The 25830-nt window shown below is 39.0% G+C and carries 18 protein-coding genes; 6 read left to right on the top strand and 12 right to left on the bottom strand.

Annotated features, from left to right (window positions below; all coding sequences use genetic code 11):
* Positions 1-87 precede the first annotated feature (87 nt).
* The 6 genes from AAEY62_RS10895 to AAEY62_RS10920 all read right to left on the bottom strand — a co-directional run bounded on the left by AAEY62_RS10895 (position 88) and on the right by AAEY62_RS10920 (position 7347).
* Positions 88-1401, bottom strand: coding sequence for a sensor histidine kinase (locus AAEY62_RS10895; protein ID WP_024590830.1), 1314 nt, complete (start codon positions 1399-1401; stop codon positions 88-90).
* Positions 1401-2732 (bottom strand): sigma-54-dependent transcriptional regulator, encoded by a 1332-nt coding sequence (locus AAEY62_RS10900; protein WP_350634936.1) that lies wholly within the window; start codon positions 2730-2732, stop codon positions 1401-1403. Before AAEY62_RS10900 ends, AAEY62_RS10895 begins: the two co-directional genes overlap by 1 nt.
* A gap of 71 nt (positions 2733-2803) precedes the next feature.
* On the bottom strand, positions 2804-4012 hold the full coding sequence (locus AAEY62_RS10905) for an ABC transporter permease (protein WP_024590832.1): 1209 nt from the start codon (positions 4010-4012) through the stop codon (positions 2804-2806).
* A gap of 11 nt (positions 4013-4023) precedes the next feature.
* Complete coding sequence (locus AAEY62_RS10910) at positions 4024-5337, bottom strand: ABC transporter permease (RefSeq protein WP_024590833.1); 1314 nt, start codon at positions 5335-5337, stop codon at positions 4024-4026.
* Positions 5338-5340: 3 nt separating this feature from the next.
* The gene (locus AAEY62_RS10915; RefSeq protein ID WP_004335374.1) at positions 5341-6051 is read right to left on the bottom strand and encodes an ABC transporter ATP-binding protein; all 711 of its coding nucleotides are present in this window, start codon (positions 6049-6051) and stop codon (positions 5341-5343) included.
* Between the two features lie 42 nt (positions 6052-6093).
* On the bottom strand, positions 6094-7347 hold the full coding sequence (locus tag AAEY62_RS10920) for an efflux RND transporter periplasmic adaptor subunit (RefSeq protein ID WP_024590834.1): 1254 nt from the start codon (positions 7345-7347) through the stop codon (positions 6094-6096).
* Between the two features lie 698 nt (positions 7348-8045).
* Here AAEY62_RS10920 and gltB point away from each other — a divergent pair.
* The 3 genes from gltB (at position 8046) to AAEY62_RS10935 (ending at position 15874) form a co-directional block, all read left to right on the top strand.
* Positions 8046-12503: a glutamate synthase large subunit gene (gltB, locus tag AAEY62_RS10925; RefSeq protein WP_165734955.1), complete on the top strand. Its 4458-nt coding sequence runs from the start codon at positions 8046-8048 to the stop codon at positions 12501-12503.
* A 9-nt stretch (positions 12504-12512) separates the two neighbouring features.
* Positions 12513-13928 (top strand): glutamate synthase small subunit GltD family protein, encoded by a 1416-nt coding sequence (locus AAEY62_RS10930; RefSeq protein ID WP_007584567.1) that lies wholly within the window; start codon positions 12513-12515, stop codon positions 13926-13928.
* A gap of 1004 nt (positions 13929-14932) precedes the next feature.
* Positions 14933-15874, top strand: coding sequence for a GGDEF domain-containing protein (locus tag AAEY62_RS10935; protein WP_024590836.1), 942 nt, complete (start codon positions 14933-14935; stop codon positions 15872-15874).
* Between the two features lie 371 nt (positions 15875-16245).
* On the opposite strand, the gene recN is transcribed toward AAEY62_RS10935, so the two are convergent.
* The 3 genes from recN to nadK all read right to left on the bottom strand — a co-directional run bounded on the left by recN (position 16246) and on the right by nadK (position 19514).
* Positions 16246-17919 carry a DNA repair protein RecN gene (gene recN / locus AAEY62_RS10940; protein ID WP_350634937.1) on the bottom strand — a complete coding sequence of 558 codons (1674 nt, stop codon included), beginning with the start codon at positions 17917-17919 and terminating at the stop codon, positions 16246-16248.
* Positions 17920-17994: 75 nt separating this feature from the next.
* Positions 17995-18552 carry a hypothetical protein gene (locus AAEY62_RS10945; protein WP_024590837.1) on the bottom strand — a complete coding sequence of 186 codons (558 nt, stop codon included), beginning with the start codon at positions 18550-18552 and terminating at the stop codon, positions 17995-17997.
* A gap of 77 nt (positions 18553-18629) precedes the next feature.
* Complete coding sequence (nadK, locus tag AAEY62_RS10950; protein WP_004335384.1) at positions 18630-19514, bottom strand: NAD(+) kinase; 885 nt, start codon at positions 19512-19514, stop codon at positions 18630-18632.
* 154 nt (positions 19515-19668) lie between these two features.
* Between nadK and AAEY62_RS10955 the strand changes: the two genes are divergently transcribed.
* Together AAEY62_RS10955 and grpE are read left to right on the top strand one after the other, a co-directional pair.
* A complete protein-coding gene (locus tag AAEY62_RS10955; protein ID WP_024590838.1) occupies positions 19669-20634 on the top strand; it encodes an HrcA family transcriptional regulator in 966 nt (321 codons plus the stop codon).
* 58 nt (positions 20635-20692) lie between these two features.
* Entirely contained in the window at positions 20693-21304 is a 612-nt protein-coding gene (grpE, locus tag AAEY62_RS10960; protein ID WP_007375833.1) for a nucleotide exchange factor GrpE, read from the top strand.
* A 34-nt stretch (positions 21305-21338) separates the two neighbouring features.
* Here grpE and AAEY62_RS10965 read toward each other — a convergent pair whose 3' ends face one another.
* On the bottom strand, positions 21339-22541 hold the full coding sequence (locus AAEY62_RS10965) for a Bcr/CflA family efflux MFS transporter (RefSeq protein WP_024590839.1): 1203 nt from the start codon (positions 22539-22541) through the stop codon (positions 21339-21341).
* 197 nt (positions 22542-22738) lie between these two features.
* Here AAEY62_RS10965 and AAEY62_RS10970 point away from each other — a divergent pair, with 197 nt between their 5' ends.
* On the top strand, positions 22739-23536 hold the full coding sequence (locus tag AAEY62_RS10970; protein WP_024590840.1) for a M48 family metallopeptidase: 798 nt from the start codon (positions 22739-22741) through the stop codon (positions 23534-23536).
* A 234-nt stretch (positions 23537-23770) separates the two neighbouring features.
* On the opposite strand, the gene AAEY62_RS10975 is transcribed toward AAEY62_RS10970, so the two are convergent.
* Positions 23771-24787 carry an alpha/beta fold hydrolase gene (locus AAEY62_RS10975; protein ID WP_024590841.1) on the bottom strand — a complete coding sequence of 339 codons (1017 nt, stop codon included), beginning with the start codon at positions 24785-24787 and terminating at the stop codon, positions 23771-23773.
* Positions 24788-24948: 161 nt separating this feature from the next.
* The gene (locus tag AAEY62_RS10980) at positions 24949-25737 is read right to left on the bottom strand and encodes a nucleoside-binding outer membrane protein (RefSeq protein WP_024590842.1); all 789 of its coding nucleotides are present in this window, start codon (positions 25735-25737) and stop codon (positions 24949-24951) included.
* Positions 25738-25830: the final 93 nt, after the last annotated feature.

Here is a 25830-nt window from a genome sequence, read left to right on the forward strand (position 1 = left end):
TATTACTCAACCTGCTATCAGGTTATTAAGCTCTTTAAACACAAAGCCACTTTTTAAGTGGCTTTGTTGTTTTTAATTTTTGTGAATTTACGAATAAGGAAGGCTCACTTGTACGTTTAAGCCGCCCTCTATTTTGTTATGTAAACTTATATGCCCCTGGTGCGCTTCTGCTATTTCTCTGCATAAGGCTAGCCCTAAACCACTCCCCGTACTTTTTGTAGAATAAAAGGGCACTAAAGCATTTGCCATTACTTGCTCGCTCATTCCTTTGCCGCAGTCGCTCACATTTATAACACAAGCTTGGGGTACAAATTCGACCTGAATATGTATTTCATTGGAGTTGGAGCCTGACTCGTGTGAATTTTTTAATAAGTTTATGAGCAGCTGCTCGAGTTGTGTTTGATCAGCTTGTAATTCATTGTGTGAATTTTTTATTTCGTAGCTAAATTGCCAGTGATTCTTTAAATTATTGAGTGTGTTTTGCCAGTTAATCCGTGTTTTTTGTGGCTGAGGTAATTTAGCAAACTTGCCATAGCCTTGTACAAATTCAGTTAAATGACTAATTCGCTCATCAATAGTTGCAAATACACGGGCAAGGCGGGGCTCATCAACTTTATTTGCGAGCAATTGTGCGCTATGTAACATGGACGACATAGGGCCGAGTGAATTATTCAATTCGTGGCTGATAATGCGTATTACCTTTTTCCACACGGCAACTTCTTGGCGACTAAGCTCACGGGTTAATTGTTTGAATATATATAAATGATGCTTTTGGTTATTGAGTAAAAACTCCCCGGTGGCTAAATGCCAAGTTTGCGAGTCTTGATTCTCTATTTCTATATTAAAGAGGCCATCAACACCGTGCTCTATAGCTGCTATTAATTGCAGAGGCGAATTTTCGAGTAATTTACTTAGCTGCATACCTTCAAGGCGGGTTGCGCTATTAAATAAACTACGGCTAATTAAATTACTAAATACCACCGTATTATTATCATTGACCAGTAATAACGCTTGCGGCGAGCTTTGCAATACTTTATCAAGCATTAACTCGCGCTGGTAAATCCATTGTTTTTCTTGGCGAAGCTGTTTAGCGGTTTGATTATAAAGTCGGCATAGTTTTCCAAGTTCATCATTACTTTTATATGCTAGTAAGCTGGAGAGCTCACCATCTTTAAAATTAAGCAATCCAGTTTCGAGCGATTGCATGCCAAGCTTTATTGGCTTGGTGAGAGCTCTTGAAAGCAAGGTGCTAAATGCAAGCGTTAGTAATATTAAAAACAGAGTGTAGTACATATCAAAACCACTAAGTGCGGCAATAATAAAAACAGGCAGCGCGCTACAAAGTGCGCAAATTAACACAACCTTTTGGCTTAGGGTAAAGTGGCTAATAATGTTTGGCATTAATAATCAATACCCATTTTTTGTAATCGACGATAAAGAGCTTGTCGGCTTAAACCAAATTCACGGGCCACTTTGGCTATAACACCTTGATGAGCGCGCATTGCGTTTTCTATTTCCTGTTTGGTCGGTTCTGCTTTTGCTTCTTGTTGAGCAGTAACCGATGACGAAAGTGCAAAGTCATCGACTGTAAGCGCACCTGTTGGTTTTAGTACCGCTACACGTTTACAAGCATTTTCTAGCTCTCGAACGTTACCTGGCCATTTATAATGTTGAAGTGCTTGCTCTGTGTTTATAGTCAGCTCTCGGTGAGGTAAGAAGTGGCTAATGAGTGCTAAAACATCATCTTGCCTTTCGCTAAGGGCAGGCACATTGAGTTCAATTACATTAAGGCGATAATATAAGTCTTCCCTAAATCGACCTTGTTCAATTGCTTGTAGTAAGTTTTCGTTAGTAGCCGATATTACTCGCACATTTACTTTTTGTGTTTGTGTTGAGCCTAAACGTTCAAACTCGCCGGTTTGTACTACGCGTAGTAATTTTATTTGTCCTGAAAGTGGTAAATTACCAATTTCATCTAAAAATAAAGTACCGCCATCAGCTGCTTCAAATCGACCAATACGTTGTTTAGTTATCCCCGTGTATGCGCCAGCTTCAGCGCCAAAAAGTTCGGCTTCTATAAGTTCTTGTGGTAGTGCGCCTGCGTTTACCTTAATAAAAGGTTGCGATACAAGTGGGGAGTTTTTTTGAATGATATGCGCAATGCACTCTTTACCACTTCCATTAGGGCCTGTAATTAATGCAGATATATCAGATTTAGCTACTTGTAGCGCCATAGTGACCAGTCGTTCCATAGCCGTGCTTTTAAATATTAGCCCGGCAAGGTCTGCGCTTTTAAATGTACCTTCACGCTCTTGTTGATGGCGATTATGTGTCGCCACTATTTTTTTAGCACTGCCTAGCTCTATTAAGTTACTGATACAAACTAGTAGTTTTGCATCATCCCAGGGTTTTGGTAAGTAATCGGCAGCACCTGCTTTTACAAGCTCAATAGCGGTAGCAAGTTCGGTCCAGGCTGTAATAAGTATAATAGGGAGGTGTGGGTTTATTTCTCGTAGTTCATAAAACAACGTTTTACCTTCTTCGCCAGAGGTTGTGTCGCTGGTAAAGTTCATGTCTTGAATTACAAGCTCAATTCGCTGATAGCGAACTATTTGCAGAGCATCAAACGGATTTGTTGCAGTGACTACCGAAAAGTCGTGGATTTCGAGCAATAACGAAAGTGCGTCGAGTACTGCTTGGTTATCATCAACAATGAGTATTTTATGAGTCATAGGTTATTTTTATAATTTTTTAATGGCTACACTGCCTTACTAAGCAGTGTAGCATAGTGATTTACATATTATTAAATAGTGCGAGTTGCGATACTGGGCGAAATATTAGCAGCGCGTTTAGCCGGCGCTAATACCGCAAGTAAGCTCATTAAAAATACGGCAATGGCGGTAACGGCTATATAACTTGGCGGTAGTGCAGCTACAGAAAAATACTGCATTAACATTTTCCCAAGCAGTATTGCAGTTACTACACCTAAGGCTAAACCTAGGCTACAAATTAATGCATTTTCTACTAAAAAGTAGCTAACAATAGCTGACTTTCTTGCGCCAAGTGCTCTGCGTGTACCAATTTGCTTAGTACGTTTGCTAATATTAAATAAGGTTAAGCCAAAAATACCGAGAGCGGTTATAAGCACTAAAATAGTGATTAATACTATGAGCATGCGCATCATGAGGCGATCTTGAGCGGTATACTCATTTTTTAATTCATCAAGTCCTTTAATGTTATTAATAACGCGTTTGCTGTAATTTTCGAGCATAGCATTTTCTATTTCTTTCATTACAGCTGCTCGCTGACCAGGCTCTGTACGAACGGCAACTTGTGCATAACTTGCTGCTTTAATATAAGGAATAAACGCAAGATTATCGGGTTTACTGTCTTTGAGCCACGGGCCTTTCATTTTTCCGATTACGCCAATAATTTTAAGTGGTAGGTCGCCAAAATAAACTATTTTCCCTAAACCATCTCCATCAGGGTAGAGCTCATCAAGTAAGGCTTTAGTGACTATAGTGACGTTGGTGCGCTTTTGTGTAATTTCGTTTGTAACGAGCACTTCATCTTCGGTAAAGTTTCGCCCTGCAATTAAGTTAACGCCGTAGGTATTAATTGCGTGGTCATCTATAAAAAAATAAGCGGTCCTGACACTTAGGCCTTCTTGTGGAGCAGGTTTTAAATTAAAGCTCGAAGCGCTGCCACTCCCTGATAGCGGAATACTACTGCTTAATGCGGCATCGACCACGCCTGGCATTTTTCTAAGCATGCTTTCATCAAGCTCAAACTGCTGACTTAAGTTAATATCAGTACCAAAGGTCATTACATTAAACTTAAATATATCTTGTTCAGGGTAGCCCGTTTCTTGGTTTAAATAGCTAATTCTGTCTTGAATGATAAATGCAGCATTACTGACTATTGCCGTTGTGATTGCAATTTGAATTAGCAGTAATACAGCCCCCACCTTTGAGCGGCATAAGGCGTTGAATATAGGTTTTATTTCTAACATTGTTAAATTCCTTATTGGCTCTTAAGATAAATGGCAGGGTTGGTTTTGCACACTAGCCAAGCTGGGTACAAACCAGCCAAAATGCAGGTTGTAATTGCAATCAATGGGGCGCTCAATAGCATAGTTAAATCCATTGTTGCTAAGTTTTCATAGTAGTCGTAGCTTTGCCCTACGCCCATTAAGCCAAGTTGTGCTAGTACAATCCCTAGCATGCCACCTATAAAGCCAAGCATGGCGACCTCAACTAAGTGCTGTAAAAATATTTGCCTTTTACTAGCACCTAATGCGCGCCTTACACCTACTTCTGGCGCTCTGCGTAAAAACTTAGCTAAAAGTAAACCTAAAATATTGGCTAAGCAGACACCTAAGAACATAAAGCTCAGGCCCACTAAAATTTTATTGTCTTCGGTGACGACGTTGTTGTATTGCATCCATTGGTTTACATCGCGAAGTTTATACTCAAGTTCTTTACGATTAAATCGACCACGTTTTTGTTGTTCTTGCATATAGGCTAATAAGTAATTTTGATAGGCTTGTTTTTGTTCAAGCGTATTTAGCTCTGCCCAAAACTGGATCCATACTTGCTCAGATTGCAGTTTATCTGCAAAGGTTGGTGTATTTTCGTGTTTCCATCCATTGCTATTGCCCCAACTTACGAGCTCTTTTGCCTTTATTAAGCTAAAGGGCATAAATAACTCTTCTACTTGATTAAATGCACCGTTATTTAAATCATAATATTTAATATTGAGAGGCCAATGGTTAATAACACCAACTACTTGATAGCTTGCATCATCTAAGTAAATCAGTTCTCCGACGGAGTTTTGTCCTGCAAATAGTTTATCGTTTATCTCTTGGGTAATAACAACCACAGGTGCGGCTGAGTCTTCTTGCTCTTTGCTCCAAGCCCCTCCGTATAGAAATGACAAATTAAACATGCTAAAAAAGTCAGGCGTTGTCATGCGAGCATTACCTATAAAAGGTTTTATTTTGTCGGAGTCCAGATAAACTGAAAAGCCGGTACGCATCATAGCCACTTTTTTCTCTGACGTGGGTGCGTTTAATAAGTTCTCAGCATCTTGATAGGTCAGTTGCAGTGGCATGTTATCTTCTGTCCACCACGTACTACCATCGTCCATTGTTTGTAATTGCACACTGTAAAGTTGGCTGCTTTTTTCTGGGATAGGATCGGCCGACATCATGTGATAAACACTAAGGCTGGTCATTGTTATGCCTATACCTATCGCAATGGCAAGTACCATTAAAAAGCTAACCAGTGGGGTGCGCTTGAAGCTGCGCCAACTTAAATCTAAATAATGAATAAACATTAGTTAAACCCCCGATGCTGTTTTTATAGTTTGCGCGCCCTGATAAAGTGTAAAGTCGGCAAGCTGCCCATCAACTACTTGAATATTACGCGGAGCACGGCGGGCTAATTCGCTATCATGCGTTACCATTACAATAGTGGCACCGTCGCGATTGATTTGTTCAAGTAACTCCATAACTTGGCGAGCCATTAAGCTGTCAAGGTTACCTGTTGGCTCATCGGCAAGTAAAAAACGAGGTTCACCAGCAAGCGCACGGGCTATTGCAACACGTTGTTGCTGGCCACCGGAGAGTTGTTGAGGTAAGTGTTTAGCGCGAGATGCTAAACCAACTTGTTCAAGGCATTGCTCAATTCGACGTTTTCGCTCATTTGCTTTAATCCCTCTGTAGCGAAGAGGAACTTCTATGTTTTCATATAAATTTAAATCGGGGATCAAATTAAAGCCTTGGAATATAAAGCCAATTTTTTGATTACGTAAATCAGCACGTTGGTTATCGTTTAGGCTGCCAACATTAACGCCATCCAACAGGTATTCACCTTCGTTAAAAGGCTCGAGCATACCTGCAATATTTAAAAAGGTTGTTTTTCCTGAGCCGCTAGGACCAGTAACAGCAATAAATTCGCCTTCGTTTACTTGCAGATTAAAATCTCGAAGCGCATGGGTTTGTACCATTTCTGTTTGGTATACTTTACTTACATTGTTCATTTGTAACATGGTTGTTCCTAATTATTTTTAGCGTTGGTTGAGAACGTCTGTTTAATTTAATAAAATCGTGTTGGCTTGCTTAAAGTCGCTGTAGCTTGAAATAATAATTTCATCGTTTTCTTTTAGTCCGCTTAAAAGCTCAACCGCATTAATGCTGGTGGCGCCTATTATAATAGGTATACGCTTTGCGATATTGCCATCGACTTTATAAGCTATAATTCCGCCTTGCTGCATAAATGCACCACGCTTTACTTGCATTACACCTTCTCGGTTGTCGAGTAAAATACGTGCAGTTAAGCGTTGGTTCTGACGAATGTTGTTAGTAACACCTTTAAACCGGACGCGTGCTGTTACTTCACGATTATTAACTTCTGGTGATATGGCGGATAAATTCCCCATCACTGTTTCATTGCCTAACTTAAGCTCTACTTCCATACCGAGCCCTAATTCGTTTGCGTAACTTTCAGGAACCTGGAGTTCGGCTTCAAAATTACTTAAGTCGACGAGAGTCATAAGAGGTTGGCTTTGCGTCACTGCAGCTTTTTGTTGCACTAATAGGTTACCCACGATCCCTGTAACGGTAGCTTTAATAGATAGGTTGCTTACTTTTCGGATTAAGTCATCAACAATAAGTTGTTGGCGGGTTACATCACTTTTAGCAGCTTGTAGTTCAAAAGCGAGCGTGTCTTTGGCAAGCAATACCTCTTGCTGCGCATGCTTATAGGAGAGCTTAGCTCGGGATAAATCATCAACTGCTTTTTCTAGATCAATTTGGCTAATTAAGTGCTTTTGTATTGATAACTGTGCGCGACGATTTTCGCGCTCAGCGGCGTTAAGCTCGACTTGTGCCATATCGAGTGTTTTATTTAAAGTGAGTGTTTGGCGTCTTGCTTGCAAATGTTGCCTTTGCTGTTCGCCTTCAAGTCTTTTAAGTACAGACTCCTGTTGCTTCAATTCATTAGTTAACTCAGGGCTTTGCAGCAGGGCAAGTGTGTCGCCTTGCTTTACTGTATCGCCGGCCTTTACTTTTAAATCTATAAATCCACGTTCTGGACTGTAGATTTTAGGAGCATTAGCAGCAACAATTTTACCACTGGCGGCAATGTCTCGAATGAGCGCTTTAACATGTACTTTTGCAATCTGTACTTTTGAGCGGCTAATAGAGCTTTTAGCGCTATGGCTCGTTAAAAAAATATAAGCAATTGCAGAGACCACAATGAAAACAATCGCAGTGATTATCGCGTATTTTTTATAGCTTATAGGTGCCTTTACTTGTACGTCTTGTGCGCTGGTATCTTTAATCATTTAATTTCCCCTAAATTGCTTTTATGTATTTTTCGCACAGCAGTAATAAAGCTGCTGTGCAAATAGCGGCAATAGGAGAGAGTAAAAATAAGCTTAGAGTAAACATAGTAATTCCAATTAGCGATTATATATAAAGCTATACGATTAATATGCCAATTATTATCCTATTGATATTTAAGTTATTTTGTTTTTTTGTTATTGAAATTTATGTCCGCGGACAGTTTATGTGTCCGCATCGGACATAGTTTTAAATAAAAATTCACTATTAACGTACAAAAAATGACATGAATTTTCATAACTATACTAATGAGCAGCAATAATCGGGGATGTTAAGCCATTAAAGTAATGAAATAGCATAAAACTATCTAAATGTTAACTGAATAGCCCCTCTAGCGCTGAATACTTATTCACTTTCGGTTGCCTTTACGTTTACGTAAGCTGGCACGCTGAAGGCTCGTGTTTTTTACAATATGTTAAACTTGACACCAGTGTCATGAAAAAATAGTGGTTAAAATAACGCTAAATGTTAAAAATAATGATAAAAAGAAATCTTGCTATGAAGTGAGAAATATTCAATAATGTGAATATGTATTCAAAGTGCTATTGACTCTATTTACGATAGAGGCTAGTTTTGTCCGTCTGTTAGCAAATCGTCGAGCAGTTCATCCACGCTAACAGTGCAGCAAGGGGAGGGGTCTATGTTATACGACTCAAAGTTAGAAAAAGAAAATTGTGGCTTTGGCTTAATAGCCCAAGTTAATGGTCAAGCTAGTCATAGGCTTATTCGTACTGCTATTACGGGGCTTGATCGCATGCAGCACCGTGGCGGTATATCTGCCGATGGTAAAACAGGTGATGGCTGTGGTTTATTATTACAAAAACCAGATAGCTTTTTCCGTGCTATTGCTAGTGAACATAACTGGCACTTAGGCAAAAACTACGCAGTGGGTATGATATTTTTAAATTCAGACCCTGTTTTAGCGCAAGCTGCAAAACAAATACTTAGCGAAGAATTAGAAAAAGAAACGTTAAATATTTTAGGTTGGCGCGTTGTGCCAACCGACCCATCTATGTTGGGTCCTATTGCTGTACAGCAATTACCAGGTTTTGAACAAATTTTTGTTAGCGCGCCAGAAGGTTGGCGTTCTAAAGACTTAGAGCGTCGCTTATATGTAGCACGCCGCCGCGCTGAAAAGCGCATTGTTGATGACGAAGCTTTCTATATCGCAAGTTTATCTGGTTTGGTAACTATCTATAAAGGCTTAATGATGCCTGCAGATTTACCAAATTTTTACCTGGATTTAGCTGATATTCGTATGACGAGTGCGATTTGTGTTTTCCATCAGCGCTTTTCTACTAATACTCAGCCGCGTTGGCCTTTAGCTCAACCTTTCCGCTATTTAGCACACAATGGTGAAATTAATACTATTGAAGGTAACCGCCAGTGGGCACGCGCACGTTCATATAAGTTTGCGTCACCGCTTATTCCTGATTTACAAAGCGCAGCGCCGTTTGTAAACGAAACCGGTTCTGATTCATCAAGCCTAGATAATATGCTTGAGCTATTTTTAGCTGGTGGCATGGATTTATTCCGCGCTATGCGTATGCTCGTGCCACCTGCATGGCAGAAAAACCGTGCAATGGACGACGATTTACGTGCATTTTACGACTTTAACTCTATGCATATGGAACCATGGGATGGCCCGGCAGGTATTGTTATGTCGGATGGTCGTTTTGCGGCTTGTAACCTTGACCGTAATGGACTTCGCCCAGCGCGTTATGTAATTACACAAGATGGCTTTATTACGCTTGCATCAGAAGTGGGTATTTGGGATTACACTGCCGATGAAGTGGTTGAAAAAGGCCGTGTTGGTCCAGGTGAATTATTAGTTATTGATACTAAGCTTGGCAAAATTTGGCACTCAGATGAAATCGATCAAGATTTAAAGTCTCGCCATCCTTACAAGTCATGGCTTGAAGAGAACGTTAAACGTTTAGTACCATTTGAAGAGCTTACTGAGCAAGACGCCGGTAATCGCTCATTTGATGACGAAACGCTAGCTAAATATCAAAAAATGTTTGGTTATACCAACGAAGAGCTTGATAGTGTTATTCGTGTAATGGGTGAAAACGGCCAAGAAGCAACCGGCTCAATGGGTGATGACACGCCATTTGCTGTGCTTAGTGAAGGGCATCGTTCGCTTTATGATTACTTCCGCCAAAAATTTGCGCAAGTAACAAACCCACCTATCGATCCACTGCGTGAAAATCATGTAATGTCACTTGCGACATGTATTGGTAGTGAGCAAAACGTATTTAACGAAACAACAGGCCACGCTAAGCGCCTACAGTTTGATACGCCAATTTTAATGTACGCAGACATGCAGCAGCTATTAAATGCTGATGAAGCGCATTACAGCTACTGTAAAATTGATATTACCTACACAGTTGAAGAAGGTTTAGAAAATGCGGTAACGCGTATTTGTGACCAAGCACAAGAAAAAGCAGCCGCTGGTTGTATCATGCTTATTTTAACTGACCGTAACTTTGATGAAGCAAATTTGCCGATTCCAGCAGCTATGGCTGTAGGTGCGGTACAAAAACGATTAGTTGATAACAATCTTCGCTGTGAATCAAACATTATCATTGAAACCGGTAGCGTGCGTGATGCGCATCAGTTTGCTGTGTTATTAGGCTTTGGTGCTACGGCAATTTATCCATACCTTGCGTATGAATCGTTAGTTGCGATGAGCGACAGCAAAATTATTAATAAGTCGTATTGCGAAGTAACTCTTGCTTACCGTAAAGCCATTAACAAGGGCTTATACAAAATCATGTCTAAAATGGGCATAAGTACGGTTGCGTCATATCGCTGCTCAATGTTGTTTGAAGCGGTTGGTTTATCTGACGCTATTGTACAAATGTGCTTTAAAGGTGTGGCAAGTCGCATACAGGGCGCATGCTTTACCGACTTTGATGACGATCAGCAAAGCTTACACAAACTCGCTCTAAGTAAGCGTAAATTATTAAGCCACGGCGGCTTGTTTAAGTACGTACATGGCGGCGAGTATCATGCTTATAATCCTGATGTAATCCAAACCCTGCAAAAAGCAGTTCGTTCTGGTGAATATAGTGATTACAGTGAATATGCAAAACTTGTTAATACGCGTCCTATTGCCACTTTACGTGACATGCTTGCGCTTAAAATTCCAGAGCAAGGCATTAGCATCGATGATGTAGAGCCTGCAGAAAACCTATACAAGCGTTTCGATTCAGCAGCAATGAGTATTGGTGCATTATCGCCAGAAGCGCATGAGGCTCTAGCAATTGCAATGAACCGCTTAGGTGGTTGTTCAAACTCTGGTGAAGGCGGTGAAGATAAGCTGCGTTATGGTACCGAGAAAAACTCGCGTATTAAGCAAGTCGCTTCAGGTCGATTTGGCGTAACGCCGCATTACTTACGCAGTGCTGACGTTATTCAAATTAAAGTAGCGCAAGGTGCAAAACCAGGCGAAGGCGGACAATTACCGGGTGAAAAAGTAACCCCGTATATTGCTAAGCTTCGTTATTCTGTTCCAGGTGTTACATTAATTTCGCCACCACCACATCACGATATTTACTCAATTGAAGATTTAGCACAGCTAATTTTCGATTTGAAACAAGTAAACCCTAAAGCACTTATTTCTGTAAAACTGGTTTCAGAACCAGGCGTAGGAACCATTGCAACGGGTGTTGCTAAAGCGTATGCCGATTTAATTACTATTTCTGGCTACGACGGCGGTACAGGCGCAAGCCCACTTACTTCAGTTAAATATGCAGGTAGCCCATGGGAACTAGGACTTGCAGAAACGCAGCAAGCCCTTGTTGAAAATGGACTGCGTCATCGTATTCGCTTGCAAACAGATGGTGGCTTAAAAACGGGTTTAGATATAATTAAAGCGGCAATTTTAGGTGCAGAAAGTTTTGGCTTTGGTACCGGCCCAATGGTTGCGCTTGGTTGTAAATACTTACGAATTTGCCATTTAAATAACTGTGCGACCGGTGTTGCAACACAAGACGAAACACTTCGTCAAAAGCATTACCACGGCTTACCAGAAATGGCGATGAACTACTTTAAGTTTATAGCGCAAGAAGCACGTGAAATCATGGCAAGCTTGGGTGTTGTAAATTTAACTGATTTAATCGGTCGTTTAGATTTGCTTGAAGCAATTGAAGGCAAAACAGCAAAACAGAAGAAAATTGATTTATCGTCTGTTTTAGCTCAGCCAAATAACCCAACTGGCGAAACGCTTTATTGTAGCGCGCCAAATAGCTCGCATTACTTAGGTAAGTTAAACGAAAGTTTGCTTGCTAAAGCACAAGAGGCAATTGATGCTTCAAGCGGTATTTCACTAGTAAGTCGTATTTGTAATACGGACAGATCGGTAGGTGCAATGCTTTCTGGCTATATTGCCGATAAATATGGCAACCAAGGTATGGCGGCAGATCCTGTAGCAATTGAGCTACACGGTACTGCCGGTCAATCATTTGGTGTGTGGAATGCCGGTGGCCTTGAAATGACACTGGTTGGCGATGCAAACGATTACGTAGGTAAAGGCATGGCGGGCGGTAAGCTAGTTATTCGTCCACCACTTGGCTCTTCGTTCGAAAGTCACAAAGCCACAATTGCAGGCAACACATGTTTATACGGTGCAACAGGCGGCAAGCTGTTTGCTGCAGGTTGTGCAGGCGAGCGTTTTGCAGTACGTAACTCAGGTGTGCAAGCGGTTGTTGAAGGTGTAGGTGACAACTGTTGTGAATACATGACGGGCGGCGTTGTATGTGTACTGGGCAATGTAGGCGTTAACTTTGGCGCGGGTATGACAGGTGGTTTTGCTTATATTTTAGATGAGCGAAATGATTTTGAAAAACGCATTAATCCAGAGCTTGTCGAAATAGTAACGCTTGATGAATTAACATCGCATCAAGAGCATTTACGTGGATTGATAGCTGAGCACTTAGAGCTTACAGGTTCATGCAGAGCAGAAAGTATTTTGGCTAACTTTGAATTGTACTTACCTATGTTTAAATTAGTTAAGCCAATCTCAAGTGACGTAAAAAGTTTACTCGGGCATCGCGCTCGCAGTAGTGCCGAACTACGTGTTCAGGCGCAATAAGGGGGCAGTATGAGCGAAAATGTATATCAATTTATAGACGTGCAGCGTGTAGATCCACGCAAAAAACCAATCTCGTCACGTAAAAAATCTTTCGTAGAAATTTACGAACCCTTTTCAGAGAATCAGGTTAACTCACAAGCTGACCGTTGTTTAGATTGTGGTAACCCATACTGTGAGTGGAAATGTCCAGTACATAACTACATTCCACAATGGTTAAAGTTAATACGCACGGGCCGTATTATAGAGGCGGCTGAGCTTTCTCATCGTACAAATAGCTTACCAGAGGTTTGTGGGCGTGTTTGCCCACAAGACCGCTTGTGTGAAGGCTCGTGTACGCTCGATGAAGAGTTTGGTGCTGTTACAATTGGTAATATTGAAAAATACATTACTGATGAGGCATTTAAAATGGGCTGGAAGCCTGATATGTCTTATGTAACATGGACTGACAAAAAAGTAGCCATTATTGGTGCGGGCCCTGCAGGTTTAGGGTGTGCTGATATTTTGGTGCGCAACGGTGTTAAACCCGTGGTGTTTGATCGTCACCCAGAAATAGGTGGACTACTCACATTTGGTATTCCTTCTTTTAAACTTGAAAAATCAGTAATGCAAAAGCGCCGTGAAATTTTCACTGAAATGGGCGTAGAATTTAAGTTAAATGTTGAAGTAGGTGTTGATATTACACTTGATCAAATTTTAGCTGATTACGACGCTGTGTTTTTAGGGGTTGGTACGTATCAGAGTATGCGTGCAGGTCTTGAAAATGAAGATGCAGCGGGTGTTCACGATGCATTGCCGTTTTTGATTGGTAACACGAACCGTGTAATGGGCTACGACGAGACAAAACAACCGTGTATTGATATGGCTAATCAAAAAGTAGTTGTACTTGGCGGTGGTGATACAGCGATGGACTGTGTGCGTACGTCTATTCGACAAAATGCTGCAAAAGTAACGTGTGCTTATCGTCGTGATAAAGAAAATATGCCAGGCTCTAAACGTGAAGTTAAAAACGCGAAAGAAGAAGGCGTTATATTTACGTATAACGTTCAGCCTAAAGGCATTGTATTGAACGATAAAGGTAAAGTGACCGGCGTTAAAATGGTTAAAACTAAATTAGGCGAACCTGACGCAAAAGGCAGAAGCCGTGCTGAAGAAGTACCTGGTTCAGAACATGTTATTGAAGCTGATCAAGTTATTATGGCGTTTGGTTTCCAACCTCACAAAATGGATTGGTTAGAAAAATACGATGTAGAAATAAACAACTGGGGCGGTATTAACGCACCAGAACAAGGTGAGTTTACACATCAAACTACTAACCCTAAAATATTTGCTGGTGGCGACATTGTACGTGGTTCAGATTTAGTGGTAACTGCTATTTTTGAAGGACGTAACGCTGCAGAAGGTATTATGGATTACTTAAAAGTTTAATTTTTCGTGTTAAAATAACGATATTTAAAGCAAGCCAAGTGGCTTGCTTTTTTATTTGTTTTATCCAAATGTAATGTCAACGTAATTAGTGACAAATGGGGCTATATTTATACCACCTTTTGTATGGCTTTCTTGAACAACACCTTTTGTTAGTAACTTCATGTAGAAACCTTATATAGTAACTTTCAGAGAAACTGCTTTGTTATTATGGGTTGTTCTTTCTAAGCCAAATGCGATTTCTTTGGGTATCTACTAAGCGGCTTTCAGGGCTCGTTTCATATATATAAACGTTATCGACACTTCTTTCTTCTATGTCGTTTATATACTCTAATACCAATTCGCTTAATTAAGTAATCTATTTTGAAATAACAAAATTATGTCGATAATGAGGCTAAAGTTTCGTTACTTAGGTGTTCTCGGCAATTACCTCTACATTGCTTTGTATTCATGCAGTCGTATCTCGAAAGTTTTAACGCAGTTAGCGCCAAGTTCAATCCTTGAAATTGATTGAGTATTATCGCGGATTGGTATAATGCGTGTATTTTTTTTGTAACGGCACTTTTATTGATTAATGTGTTGTTTACTCGGTCCAGGCACAATTCATAGAATAGTTACTACCATCTTTAACTATGCAGGTTTAAATTATTTTTTGACTACCAGTCAGTTCGATTATTGCAGGAATAAAAGGGCGTACTTATATAATTTAGCAAATGGTATTAGTGCCGAGCAATTTAATATCGTAAAAATGTACTTACCTGAGATAAATGCAAGAGGCTAAAAATATGTGCACAATTGTCAGTGCTAATTACTAACCTTAATAGTTGATTTAAATATAAAGTAGGTTCATTATTGCACGCTGTTTACGGTTTGCTTACTTTATATCTATAAGTTTGCTTTTATACATTAATAAATAAATAGAAATTATGTACGAATATTCAAACAATTTAGAAAGGAAGCTCATTGTTCGGTTCTTTTCCTCAATAGGCTTTATAGCAACGTTTTCGATGGCTAGCTTAGCATTTATTAACAGCAGCTATTTATTAGCATTTACTTTGGTTGTTTCTTCGTTTGTTTACTTATCGGCGTTTAATATAGGCAGAGGTGTAGAGAAGTCTGCAACTGTAATTTTATATAACCTGTATGCACTGATGTTTTATCTGGTACTTACAGGAGGAGCACAAGGTACAGGGCCTATATGGATATTTATAGTGTCTCCTGTTACTTATTCAATTCGAGGGCTTAAACGAGGGACGTTTGATATTATTTTATTTTTATCGGCGATTGTTCTCGGTTTCTATTGCGCTGATACATTTAATATATATGACTACAATCCTGAGCAGTTTCCAGTCAGAATCATACTCGCTTTTATAATTGTTGCATCGCTGAGTGGTTATTACGAATTTTCAAGAGAAAAATACAGCAGTAAATTAATTGCTTTAAGCCAAAAAAATGAATTTTTAGCAACTATAGATCCACTCACTAATCTGCCAAACCGTCGTTTCACTATGAATAAGCTTATAGCTTTTAAAAATGAGCTTAAAAATAATAATATTCCATTTGTAATACTATTAGCTGATGTAGATAATTTTAAAAAAATTAATGATCAATTCGGCCATGATTTTGGCGATGAAGCTCTTATCCATTTAGCCAAAACATTTGAAAATAATATTCCGCAAAATGCGATTGCTTCACGTTGGGGCGGTGAGGAGTTTTTAATTGTGATTCCAAATGTAACCGTTGATGAGGGCGAGCTCGTTGCAGAAAAAATCCATAATGCCCTTAAAGCTTCAGCTGTAAGCTTATTTTCAGATAGTGTAAATATAACGCTAAGTATTGGCATCACAGCTGCAAACGCTGAGCGCTCAATTGACCTAGATATTAAGCATGCTGATGAACTACTTTATAAAGCAAAAGAGCAAGGTAAAAACAGAACGTGCTCTTTTTAAATGTTTATTTACTTTAATCCATTGAAAACGAATCAAGGGATGGCCTTATTTTAGCCTTTCTGCGTTTTAAGCTCATGTAGCATATTACAATACACGCAATCTGCATTGTAATTAAAACCCAATAACTAACACCTAAATCACTTAGTCCATTTATTTTTTCGCTAGTAAAGTAATAGGCCACAACGATTAGTTGAAAAACTAAAAAGCTATTTAAAAACTTAAATAAACGTTGTTTAAAACAAGTATGTTTATATTTACTAAATATAATTAAACAGGTGCTTAGTACTAATAACAACCAACTTAAAATTATACAAAAATCAACTAAAGTACTGTGCATTATTTAATCCTTGAAGACGTTATTTACTAACACATTAGGCGTGAGCCATTATTAGTTCTTTAGCATTTGCTTTAGCTGTTTTGCTTATGTTATCGCCGCCAAGTAAACGGGCTATTTCATTAATACGGCCATCTTTATTTAAAGGCAGCATATGAGTAAACGTTTCGCCTTGTGCTATTTCTTTAGCTACAAAAAATTGCTGATGTGCACTACTGGCAACTTGCGGTAAATGAGTAACACAAATTACTTGAGTTGATTTACCTAATTGGCGTAATAACTTACCTACAGCAGATGCCGTTGGGCCAGAAATACCTACATCAACTTCATCAAAAATAAGTGTTGGGGTTGTTACTTTTTGGGCAATAATTACCTGTATAGCAAGACTTATACGAGAAAGCTCACCACCTGATGCTACTTTAGCTAATGGCTGAAGTGGTTGCCCTGGATTAGTTGATACTAAAAACGAGACATTATCAAAGCCTAGGCTGTTTGGTGTACGATTACTCTCTTGAGTTAAGGCTATTTCAAAAACACCGTTTTCCATTGATAAATTAGCCATGCTTTCACTTATTAGTGTGTTAAGTGTATTAGCATACTCGCAGCGGCTTTTACTTAATTCATCAGCAGTTTGCTTGTAACTAAGTAACGCGCTTTCTATTTCTGACTCAAGCTGCTCCAGACGATTACTATTATTACTTATTGACTCAAGTTCTTGAGCAATCGATTGATGAAACTCAACTAACTGCTGTGGTTTTATATGATGCTTACGCGCTAAATCCATCGCTCCACTTAGCCTATTTTCTACTTCAACTAAGCGTGCCGGGTCTAAATCTGCTTGCTCAGTGTAATTGCGCACTTCGCGGCTTGCTTCTTCAACTTGTACAGCGGCTTCGCTAAGCATAGCAGCTACGCTTGCTAAACTTTCGTCATATTGAGCCAGTTCGGTAAATTGTTGAGCGCTGTGCTGTAGTAATGAGCAAGCGTTTTGCTCATCACTTTCATATAAGTGTTGTAACTCACGTTGGCACGATTCTAATATTGTTTGGCTATTGCTTAGTTTGTAATGCTCAGCCTCAATTAAATCAAACTCATTTTCTTGTAATGCAAATTCATCAAGCTCAGCAACTTGATACTCTAACAATTGTTTTTGCGCTGCTTGTTGCTGCTGTTGTTGTTCTAAGTGTTTAAATTCTTTTTGTAAGTTAGCAAACTGTTTATAGTTTTTATTTACTGAGTTTACTAAGTGGTGATGCCCTGCATAGGCATCTAAAAGCTGTAACTGATGCTCTGCTTTTAATAAATATTGGTGGGCATGTTGTCCATGAATAGATATTAAATATTGACCAAGTTCTTTTAATTGTGATACGGTAACTGCACTACCATTAATATAGCTTTTACTACGGCCATTTTTACAAACAACACGACGTAATAAGCACTCGTTGTCAGAAGTGCTTAGCATATGTTGCTCTAAAAATGCTTGAGCGAGTGGTAGATCTGTTAAGTCAAATTGTGCACATACTTCTGCTTTATCAGAGCTTGGGCGAACTGCTGATGCTTCAGCGCGCTCACCTAAGCATAGCGATAGGGCATCAATAGCAATAGATTTACCAGCACCTGTCTCACCTGTGATCGCAGTCATACCGCTGCGCCATTCGGTGCTTAAATTACTTACGATTGCAAAATTTTTAACTTCTAAACCAATTAACATACTGTTTATCCATCCAGTCAATTAACTGTTAATTTATACAGTGTTTTGGTTTTTTGCAAATTAATTTTTTATTATTTACGCAACACTTACATCTTGAGTAAACTGTGTATCGGAAGTTTGGGAAGATGCATCAATTTGATCATCAACAATATCAGTAGGTTGTATACTCTCTTCGGTTTTAAGCAGAGCAATGAGGGGAGGTAATGTATTAATATAAAAACTCTTATTGTACAAAATTCCTTGCTGGGGCAACTCAGATACAAAGTACTGTATATTATCGATCAATGGTTGAATTATATTTGTTTGATTGGTTTTAATTAACTCGTTGGACAACGTATTAATTAGTAGGTCGGCGGTATCTTCAAGCTGTTGCAAGTTCTCGTCTGTATGTGATTGAACAACAAAAAAATTATTTACAATAGCTTGAATGCGAGGAACGTATTTTGGGCGAATTATTTTAGCATCAAGTAGATCATTAAGCTTTGCTTTAAGGCGCGTATTTACATGCGAAACACGTTCATTAAATAGCTTTTTTCTAGCTTCTATCGCTTTTTTACGGTTACTCTCAATTTTGAGGTAACTGTATAAAAGTGTAATTAATAGCAGTAAAGCAAAGAATACTACATAAGTCATTGCTACTCGTTCCTAAATTAGTTGATTATTATTTTAAGTCGCCATTTTGCTTTATAGTACTAAATTTGGCAATAAAATTAGTACAAACGACTACCCCAATTCAGTTTTGTACGTAAAACGTTGTAGTACGAGTAATTTTTTGGATGAATTAAGCGCAATTGTTTATCCGCTTTTTTAATTACTACCTCATCGCCGGGTAATACGGCAAGCACAACATGGCTGTCGCAACTTACCTGTAGGCTATCTGTATTTTCTAGGCTTAGCTTTAAGCGAACTTCATTATCGGCATCTACCACTAAAGGTCTGCTAGATAAGGTATGAGGAAACATAGGTACTAACGATATAGCATTTAGTTCTGGCGTTAATATTGGACCGCCACCTGAAAGTGAATACGCCGTAGAGCCTGTCGGGGTTGATACTATTAAACCATCGGAGCGCTGAGAAAACACAAAGTCATTATTTATGAAAGCTTCAAATTCAATCATGTGCGCTACTTTATCGGCATGAAGTACCGCTTCGTTAACGGCTGAGTTTGCACTTTTTAATTCGTTGTGGCGATATACTTCTACTTCTAATAAAAAGCGTTTTTCTTCAAGATACTCACCACTGAGTACTTGCTCTAAGCTCGCTTCAAACCCTTCGGGGTTTAAATCAGTTAAAAAACCAAGGTTGCCTCTATTTACACCAATTACAGCAATGTTAAAGCGCGCAAGTACGCGTGCTGCGCCAAGCATGTTACCGTCACCGCCTACAACAATGGCTAAATCGGCTTGTTCACCTAAGTCGACTAACTTAACAAGTTTGTCATGCGGAATATCGTCTAACTGACTCCCTGTGCGTTTTTCTACTATTACCTCAAAGCCAAGCGCAAGTAAAAAGGTATGTAAACGCTGAAGGGTAGCAGCGGCTCCCGGGTGATTAGGTTTGCCAATTAGGCCTATGGTGTTAAAAGGAGAGTCCATAATGTACGCACAAAGAGATTTAATAATAGTAGAGTAACTCAAAACAGAAGTGTTTGAAAATACAGATTATAGCAATACTATAAACCTTCAATTTTATTCGCAGTGAGTTAGCTGCACGACTTGAAAAAGAACTAAACGCCCCGATATCTCTTTCATGCAACAAGATGTAGATACCATGAAACTAAACCCACGAGATCAGCAAATTTTTTCAGCTGTTATGAACATGTACTGTAATGGTGAAGGCTTGCCTGTTCCATCAACAAAAATTGCCAAGCTCAAAGGCATGGCAGTGTGTTCGGCTACGGTTCGTAATGCTATGGCTCGCTTAGAAAAAGTGGGCTTATTGTATTCACCTCATACATCCGCAGGGCGAGTGCCGACAAATGAAGGGTTTGATTATTGGTTTGACGAATTTTTTGTGCTTGCTGATATTGCTAATTATTGGCAACCACAGCAGTCACAACTCGTTGAGCTAGCGCATGGTTTGAGCCAAAAATACCAAGTATGTTGTTGTGTTGGTTTACCTCAAGCCAGTTCACAGCAAGTGTTTAGAGTAGAAGTGCTTGATTTTGATTCTACCGACTGGCTTATTTTATTAATAGATAGGGCAGGGCAGAGTCACAATATTTGTATTGATAAACCTCATGATTCGTCAGACTCTGTTCGTTATCAATTTGCCACGTGGTTGAATACTGTATTTAGCCAACAAACCTTAATGGAAGGTTTGTACCGTATGCAAGCTATGGCAAATACAGCGCCTCGAAATTGTCATGATTCGCTTAATCAATGGACGCGACAACTAAGCCAAAAATTAGGCTCAGATAATAGTATTGTTGTTGGTGAAAATTACCTCTACAAACAAATCGATTGCGAACAAAGTTTAAATATTGGTGTTTCGTTTTTAAATTATGTAGAAGATAAGCTTGCTTTTAAAAATGGTGTATCGGTACTTAATAGCGAAAAATTACCTTTTACTGAGTGCGATGAATTAATTGTAATAAGCGTGCCGTACTTTAAAAATCAAGAATATCAAAGCCGTTTTTGTATAATTTGTCCTAAATCAGCGCAGATTGAAGAAATAATTCAAGAATTTAAATTAATTGAGGCATCTAACTCTTGAATCTTTTTATTCAATCCCCATAATTACCGCAGTTGTAAAGAATTGGAGCACGTATTTTATGTCTGAGCAGACACAAAACCCTGAGCAAGAAGTAGAATTAAACGAAGAAATTTCTAAAATGCAGGCTGATGTAGAAGCAGCAGTAGAAGCCGCTGATCAGCATGCAGAACAAGAACAAAGCCCTGAAGCAGAAATTGCGATGTTATATGCAGAGCTTGAAGCAGCAAAGCAAACAATTGCTGATCAAAAAGACGGCGTTGTTCGTGCCGCAGCAGATGTAGATAATATTCGTCGTCGTGCCGCACAAGATGTAGAAAAAGCGCATAAATTTGCACTAGAAAAATTTGCTAACGAATTGCTACCTGTAATTGATAACCTTGAACGTGCTATTGAATTTTCTGATAAAGAAAATGAGACACTAAAGCCGTTGCTTGAAGGTATCGATATGACGGTTAAGAGCTTTAATGACGCTGTTTCTAAATTTGGTGTTGAAATTGTAAACCCACAAGGTGAGCAGTTTAATCCAGATTTTCATCAAGCAATGTCAATTCAACCAAGTAACGATGTAACACCTAATACAGTACTTGCTGTTATGCAAAAAGGTTACACATTGAATGGTCGTTTATTACGCCCTGCAATGGTTATGGTTTCTAAAGCTGCTGACGCTTAATTAATTTAAGATTATTAGCTTTGATAAAAATGCCTCATATTGAGGCATTTTTTTTGTCTTTTTTATAGTGAATTAGCTGTACGAGCATAGTGAGTAATACAGCACTAAACATTAAACTTGAAAATGGCACTGCGCTTTTTGCGTGCATAATGGCGAGTAGCGGGCCAACTAATGCACCACTACCAAAACGAAGTGTGCCAATTACGGCCGTTGCTGTACCTGTGTTTCTTTCAAACTTCATTAATATTAGCGAATCAGCATTACTTGCAGTGACACCTAAACTCATCATTAATGGCGCAATAGCAGCCACAATATAATAAAGTGATAAGTGCAATAAGCTAAATGTTAACAGCGCAAGCCCCGATACAAACCCACATACAAGCCCAATATAGAGCATTTTTCGAGAGCCCAGCCTTGGTACAATTCGCGTATTTAAAAAGTTACCAAACATCAGCGCCATTACATTAAACGCAAATAACACACCAAATAATTGTTCTGATACTTCATATAAATCCAAATATATAAAAGGTACTGAGGTTAAAAAGCAAAAAAATCCAAACGATACAAACATAGAACTGAGTATATCCGCACGTGCGTCTTTATTACTGAGTACTGTTTTATAGCTATCAAAAAATAGAGCGAGCCCCTTTTTTTCGTTTTTGTGAATAGGAATATCGATTAGATACACTTGCACAAACGCCAATATAAAAAAGCTATACCCAGCAAGCACCAAGAATATGGTTGACCAAACAGAAAATCCTAAAATAAACGAACCAACAGAGGGGGCTACTAACGGTGCTACCATCATGATCATCGACACATACGACATTCCCTTAGCTGTATTTTGCTGATAAATATGGCGAATAATACCTGGTACGACTACGGTAGCTGCAGCTCCCGTAAATGCTTGCACTGCTCTAAGAGTCCAAAACGCATGGATTTCGGTTGTAAATGCGAGTGCAAGTGAGCTTGCGCCAAATAGGGTTAAGCCAATACGTGCGAGCTTACGGCGGCCAATTTGATCGGCAATAGGGCCAAAAAATAACATCCCCAATGAATAACCCGCTAAGTAAATACTCAACGATATTTGTACATTTGGCATATTAGTTTGTAAATCGCTTGCAATTACCAGCATGGCGGGCAAATACATATCAATAGCCAAAGGAGTAATCGCCACGATACTGGCTAATAAAGGCAATAAAATACGGGTATTAAAAGACGAGGCTGAGGCGTCCATGTGTAAACTCAACAATCACTAAAAACAAGGGCTATAGTGTAACAGGGCATTGTATTTGGATAAACTTAGTTTGCCTGCTAAGTTTATCGTCTTATCGCATCTTTTTAGTATAAAGGTATATAAAGCAAATATTTTAAATTGGTACTGTGTTTGCTATTCTACAAGCAATAAAAAATTGATTACTTAAGAGAATTATCATGAAAAAACTAGTACTTGTAGTATTAGCGACAGCCGTTTTAGCCGGTTGTAAAACGTCACCAACAGGACGCACTCAAATAGCGCTTTACTCAGATCAACAAATGAGTGAAATGGGCACTGCTAGTTTTGCAGATATGAAAAAAAACCAACCAATTAATAAAGATGCAAAAACAAATGCATATGTAAATTGCATTGCTGAAAAAGTAGTGGCTGTATTACCAAAAGAATACGCGTCACAAAATTGGGAAGTGGTTGTATTTGAAGATGAATCTGCTAACGCTTTTGCACTACCTGGAGGTTACATTGGGGTTCATACGGGCTTATTAAAAATAGCCACCAATCAAGACCAACTAGCAACAGTGCTAGGGCACGAAGTAGGGCACGTAATTGCTGATCATTCTAATGAGCGTGTTTCACAAAGCTCTATTTTAGATACCGGTATGCAACTTGGTAGTGCAGCACTTGAAATGGGTAACATTCAATACCGTAATGAAATTATGCAGGGTCTAGGCTTAGGCGCACAGTATGGTGTTGTTTTGCCATTTAGCCGTTCGCACGAGTCAGAAGCTGATGAAATTGGCTTAGATTTAATGGCTGAAGCAGGCTTTAATCCACAAGAATCAGTAACCCTTTGGCAAAATATGAGTGCAGCAGGTAGTGGTACAACACCTGAGTTTTTATCAACTCACCCAGCGCCAAGCAGTCGTATTAAAGACTTACAGGCACAAATGAGTAAAGCACTTAGTGAGCAAAGTACAGCTAAAGCACAGGGTAAAAACCCACAATGTAAGTTGTAATACCAACCTGCATAAATCTTTGATCAATTTAACGAATTAAATTTCACTATAACGTCGTTAAAAATTTTTTATTTAGAACAACTAGATACAAAAATTTTTGCCTAGTCCTAGCGTAATTTTCTTAACGTTAAATAGACCCCATATATAAGCAGATTGGTATAATTTAGTTTAATTACTAAATAAAAACCCCTGTGAGTAATTACTTACAGGGGTTTTTGTATTCAGTACTTACCTTTATTTAGTTGTAAGCGCTTTTTGTAATACATTTTTAAAGCGTTCAAAATCTTCAATGTGCGGCAGGTGCCCTAAGTTATCTAGTTCGAATAATTGTGCGTCAGGAATAAGTGTTGCAGCGTGTTTGCCTAATTTATCGTATCGACCAAGCTCGTAATCAACATCATCTTTTTTCCAGTTACGGCCTGGACCGGTTCTATCGCGTGTACCAATAATTAATTTAACCGGCACAGTTAAATCTTTAAATTCGGTTATTACAGGTTGAGTGAAAATCATATCGTATGTTTTTGCATTCACCCATGCCATTTGTTCTTTATCTGGGCCTTGTATTTGTCCTGTTATAAAGTCAGTTAAGGCTGAATATGTTGTATTCCACTTACCATCGTAGTAATTTTTTTGCTGATATTTTTTTACACCTTCAGGTGTTTTTGAAAGCTCGTTTTTATAGAAAAAATTAGTATCTTTGTAATCAACATACTGCAAGTAGTTTTCAAGCCCAATAGGGTTTAATAAAATTAGCTTTTTAGTGGCGTTTGGGTACATTAATGTAAAACGACTCGCTAGCATCCCGCCCATAGAGTGCCCAAGTACAATCGACTCTTTAATATTAAGAGAATCTATTAACGCGTGAGTATGATGAGCAAGCGTCGCAAACGAATACTGGTAATTAGTTGGCTTAGACGACTTGCCAAAACCAATTTGATCAGGGATTAATACGCCGTAACCTAAAGATTGCAGACACTGAGCGGTTGTAGTCCAGTAGTCAGCGTTAAAATTTTTGCCATGCATAAGTGTAACTGTAGGCATACCGGCTTTAGTAGGCTTTAAGTAAATATAAGCCATTTTTAATGATTGTTTTTGCGACTCAAGTGCAAAGTAATTTACCTTAAAGTCGTATTCGTAATTGCTTAATAGTGCATCATAAGAAAGGGCGGATGTATCTTGAGAAGTGCCAGCTAAGGCATTGTTTGTTAGTACTAATAATGTAGAGAAACAAATAACTTTAATCGACGACATTCAGTTACTCCTATTAAAGGCGAGCGCTTGGCTTAAAAAGAAGTACAACAATAACTAAGTATTTAAACCTGTTCAATTAAATGTTTTACGTGGACGAAAAAAAGCGAAGCTAAAATAGTGCTTCGCTTATTATTACTGAGTAAAGAGCTGATTGTTGAAGCTTAAAATGTCCACTCAATATGGATTTGTGGTACCGATTCAGTGACTTCAGTACCTAATTTGTTGTGCCAGTATTGTAATTCCATTCCCAGCAGTAGTGTGTTTTCTTTCATTTGAAGGGCGTGACCCATATCCCACACTAAAATAGGCTGTGCTAGTATCCAAGCTTGTACATCGTTACCAAATTCATCTTCACGCTCTGCGATGTATTCAGCGTGGCCTTTAAAGCTAAACTTTTGTGAGCCAATAGTGAAAGGATATTCAAAAGCTACATCAAGCATCCAGCTATTAGTTTCGATAGGTGCGCCGCCTTTTGCTACACCTTCACTATCGTCAATGTAGGCTGTGAACAGCGTTTGAAAAAAGTTAAACCCAGGTACATCCCAGCTTAATTTTACACCTGGTAGATACTTCATTACTTTTGCATCACCAGCAACGTTAATACCGCCCGTTAGGCCAACATCTAATAATGCGCCAGAGCCAATTTGCTTACCAGTGATGGCAGATAAGCTAACCGTTGAGTACCACTCACCATAAAAATCAGCATCTTGGTAACCGTCATCTATATCGTCTTTACTGTAATCAATAAAAAAGAAATTATCGCCGTAGTCATAGCCCGATGCATGTTGAAGCGAGTAAACAGTGGTGTCTGATTCTTGCTCAGTGAATGGATTTTTTTGGCTGCCATTATTTATATGTACTGCTGTACTGCTCCAATTGGCAGCGAAAGCTGACGATGATAAAGCTAGAGAAGTAAGGGTAATAAAAGGGAGTAATTTTTTAAATTTCATAACTGTTTAATAACTATAATTTTAGTGACACGCGGAAGCGGCAATTATAGCAGAAGAGATTGATTTGTTGATCGCTAATTTAACACATGTTGC

The sequence above is a fragment of the Pseudoalteromonas sp. GW168-MNA-CIBAN-0100 genome (genome assembly GCF_040309225.1).
GTDB lineage: Bacteria > Pseudomonadota > Gammaproteobacteria > Enterobacterales > Alteromonadaceae > Pseudoalteromonas > Pseudoalteromonas arctica.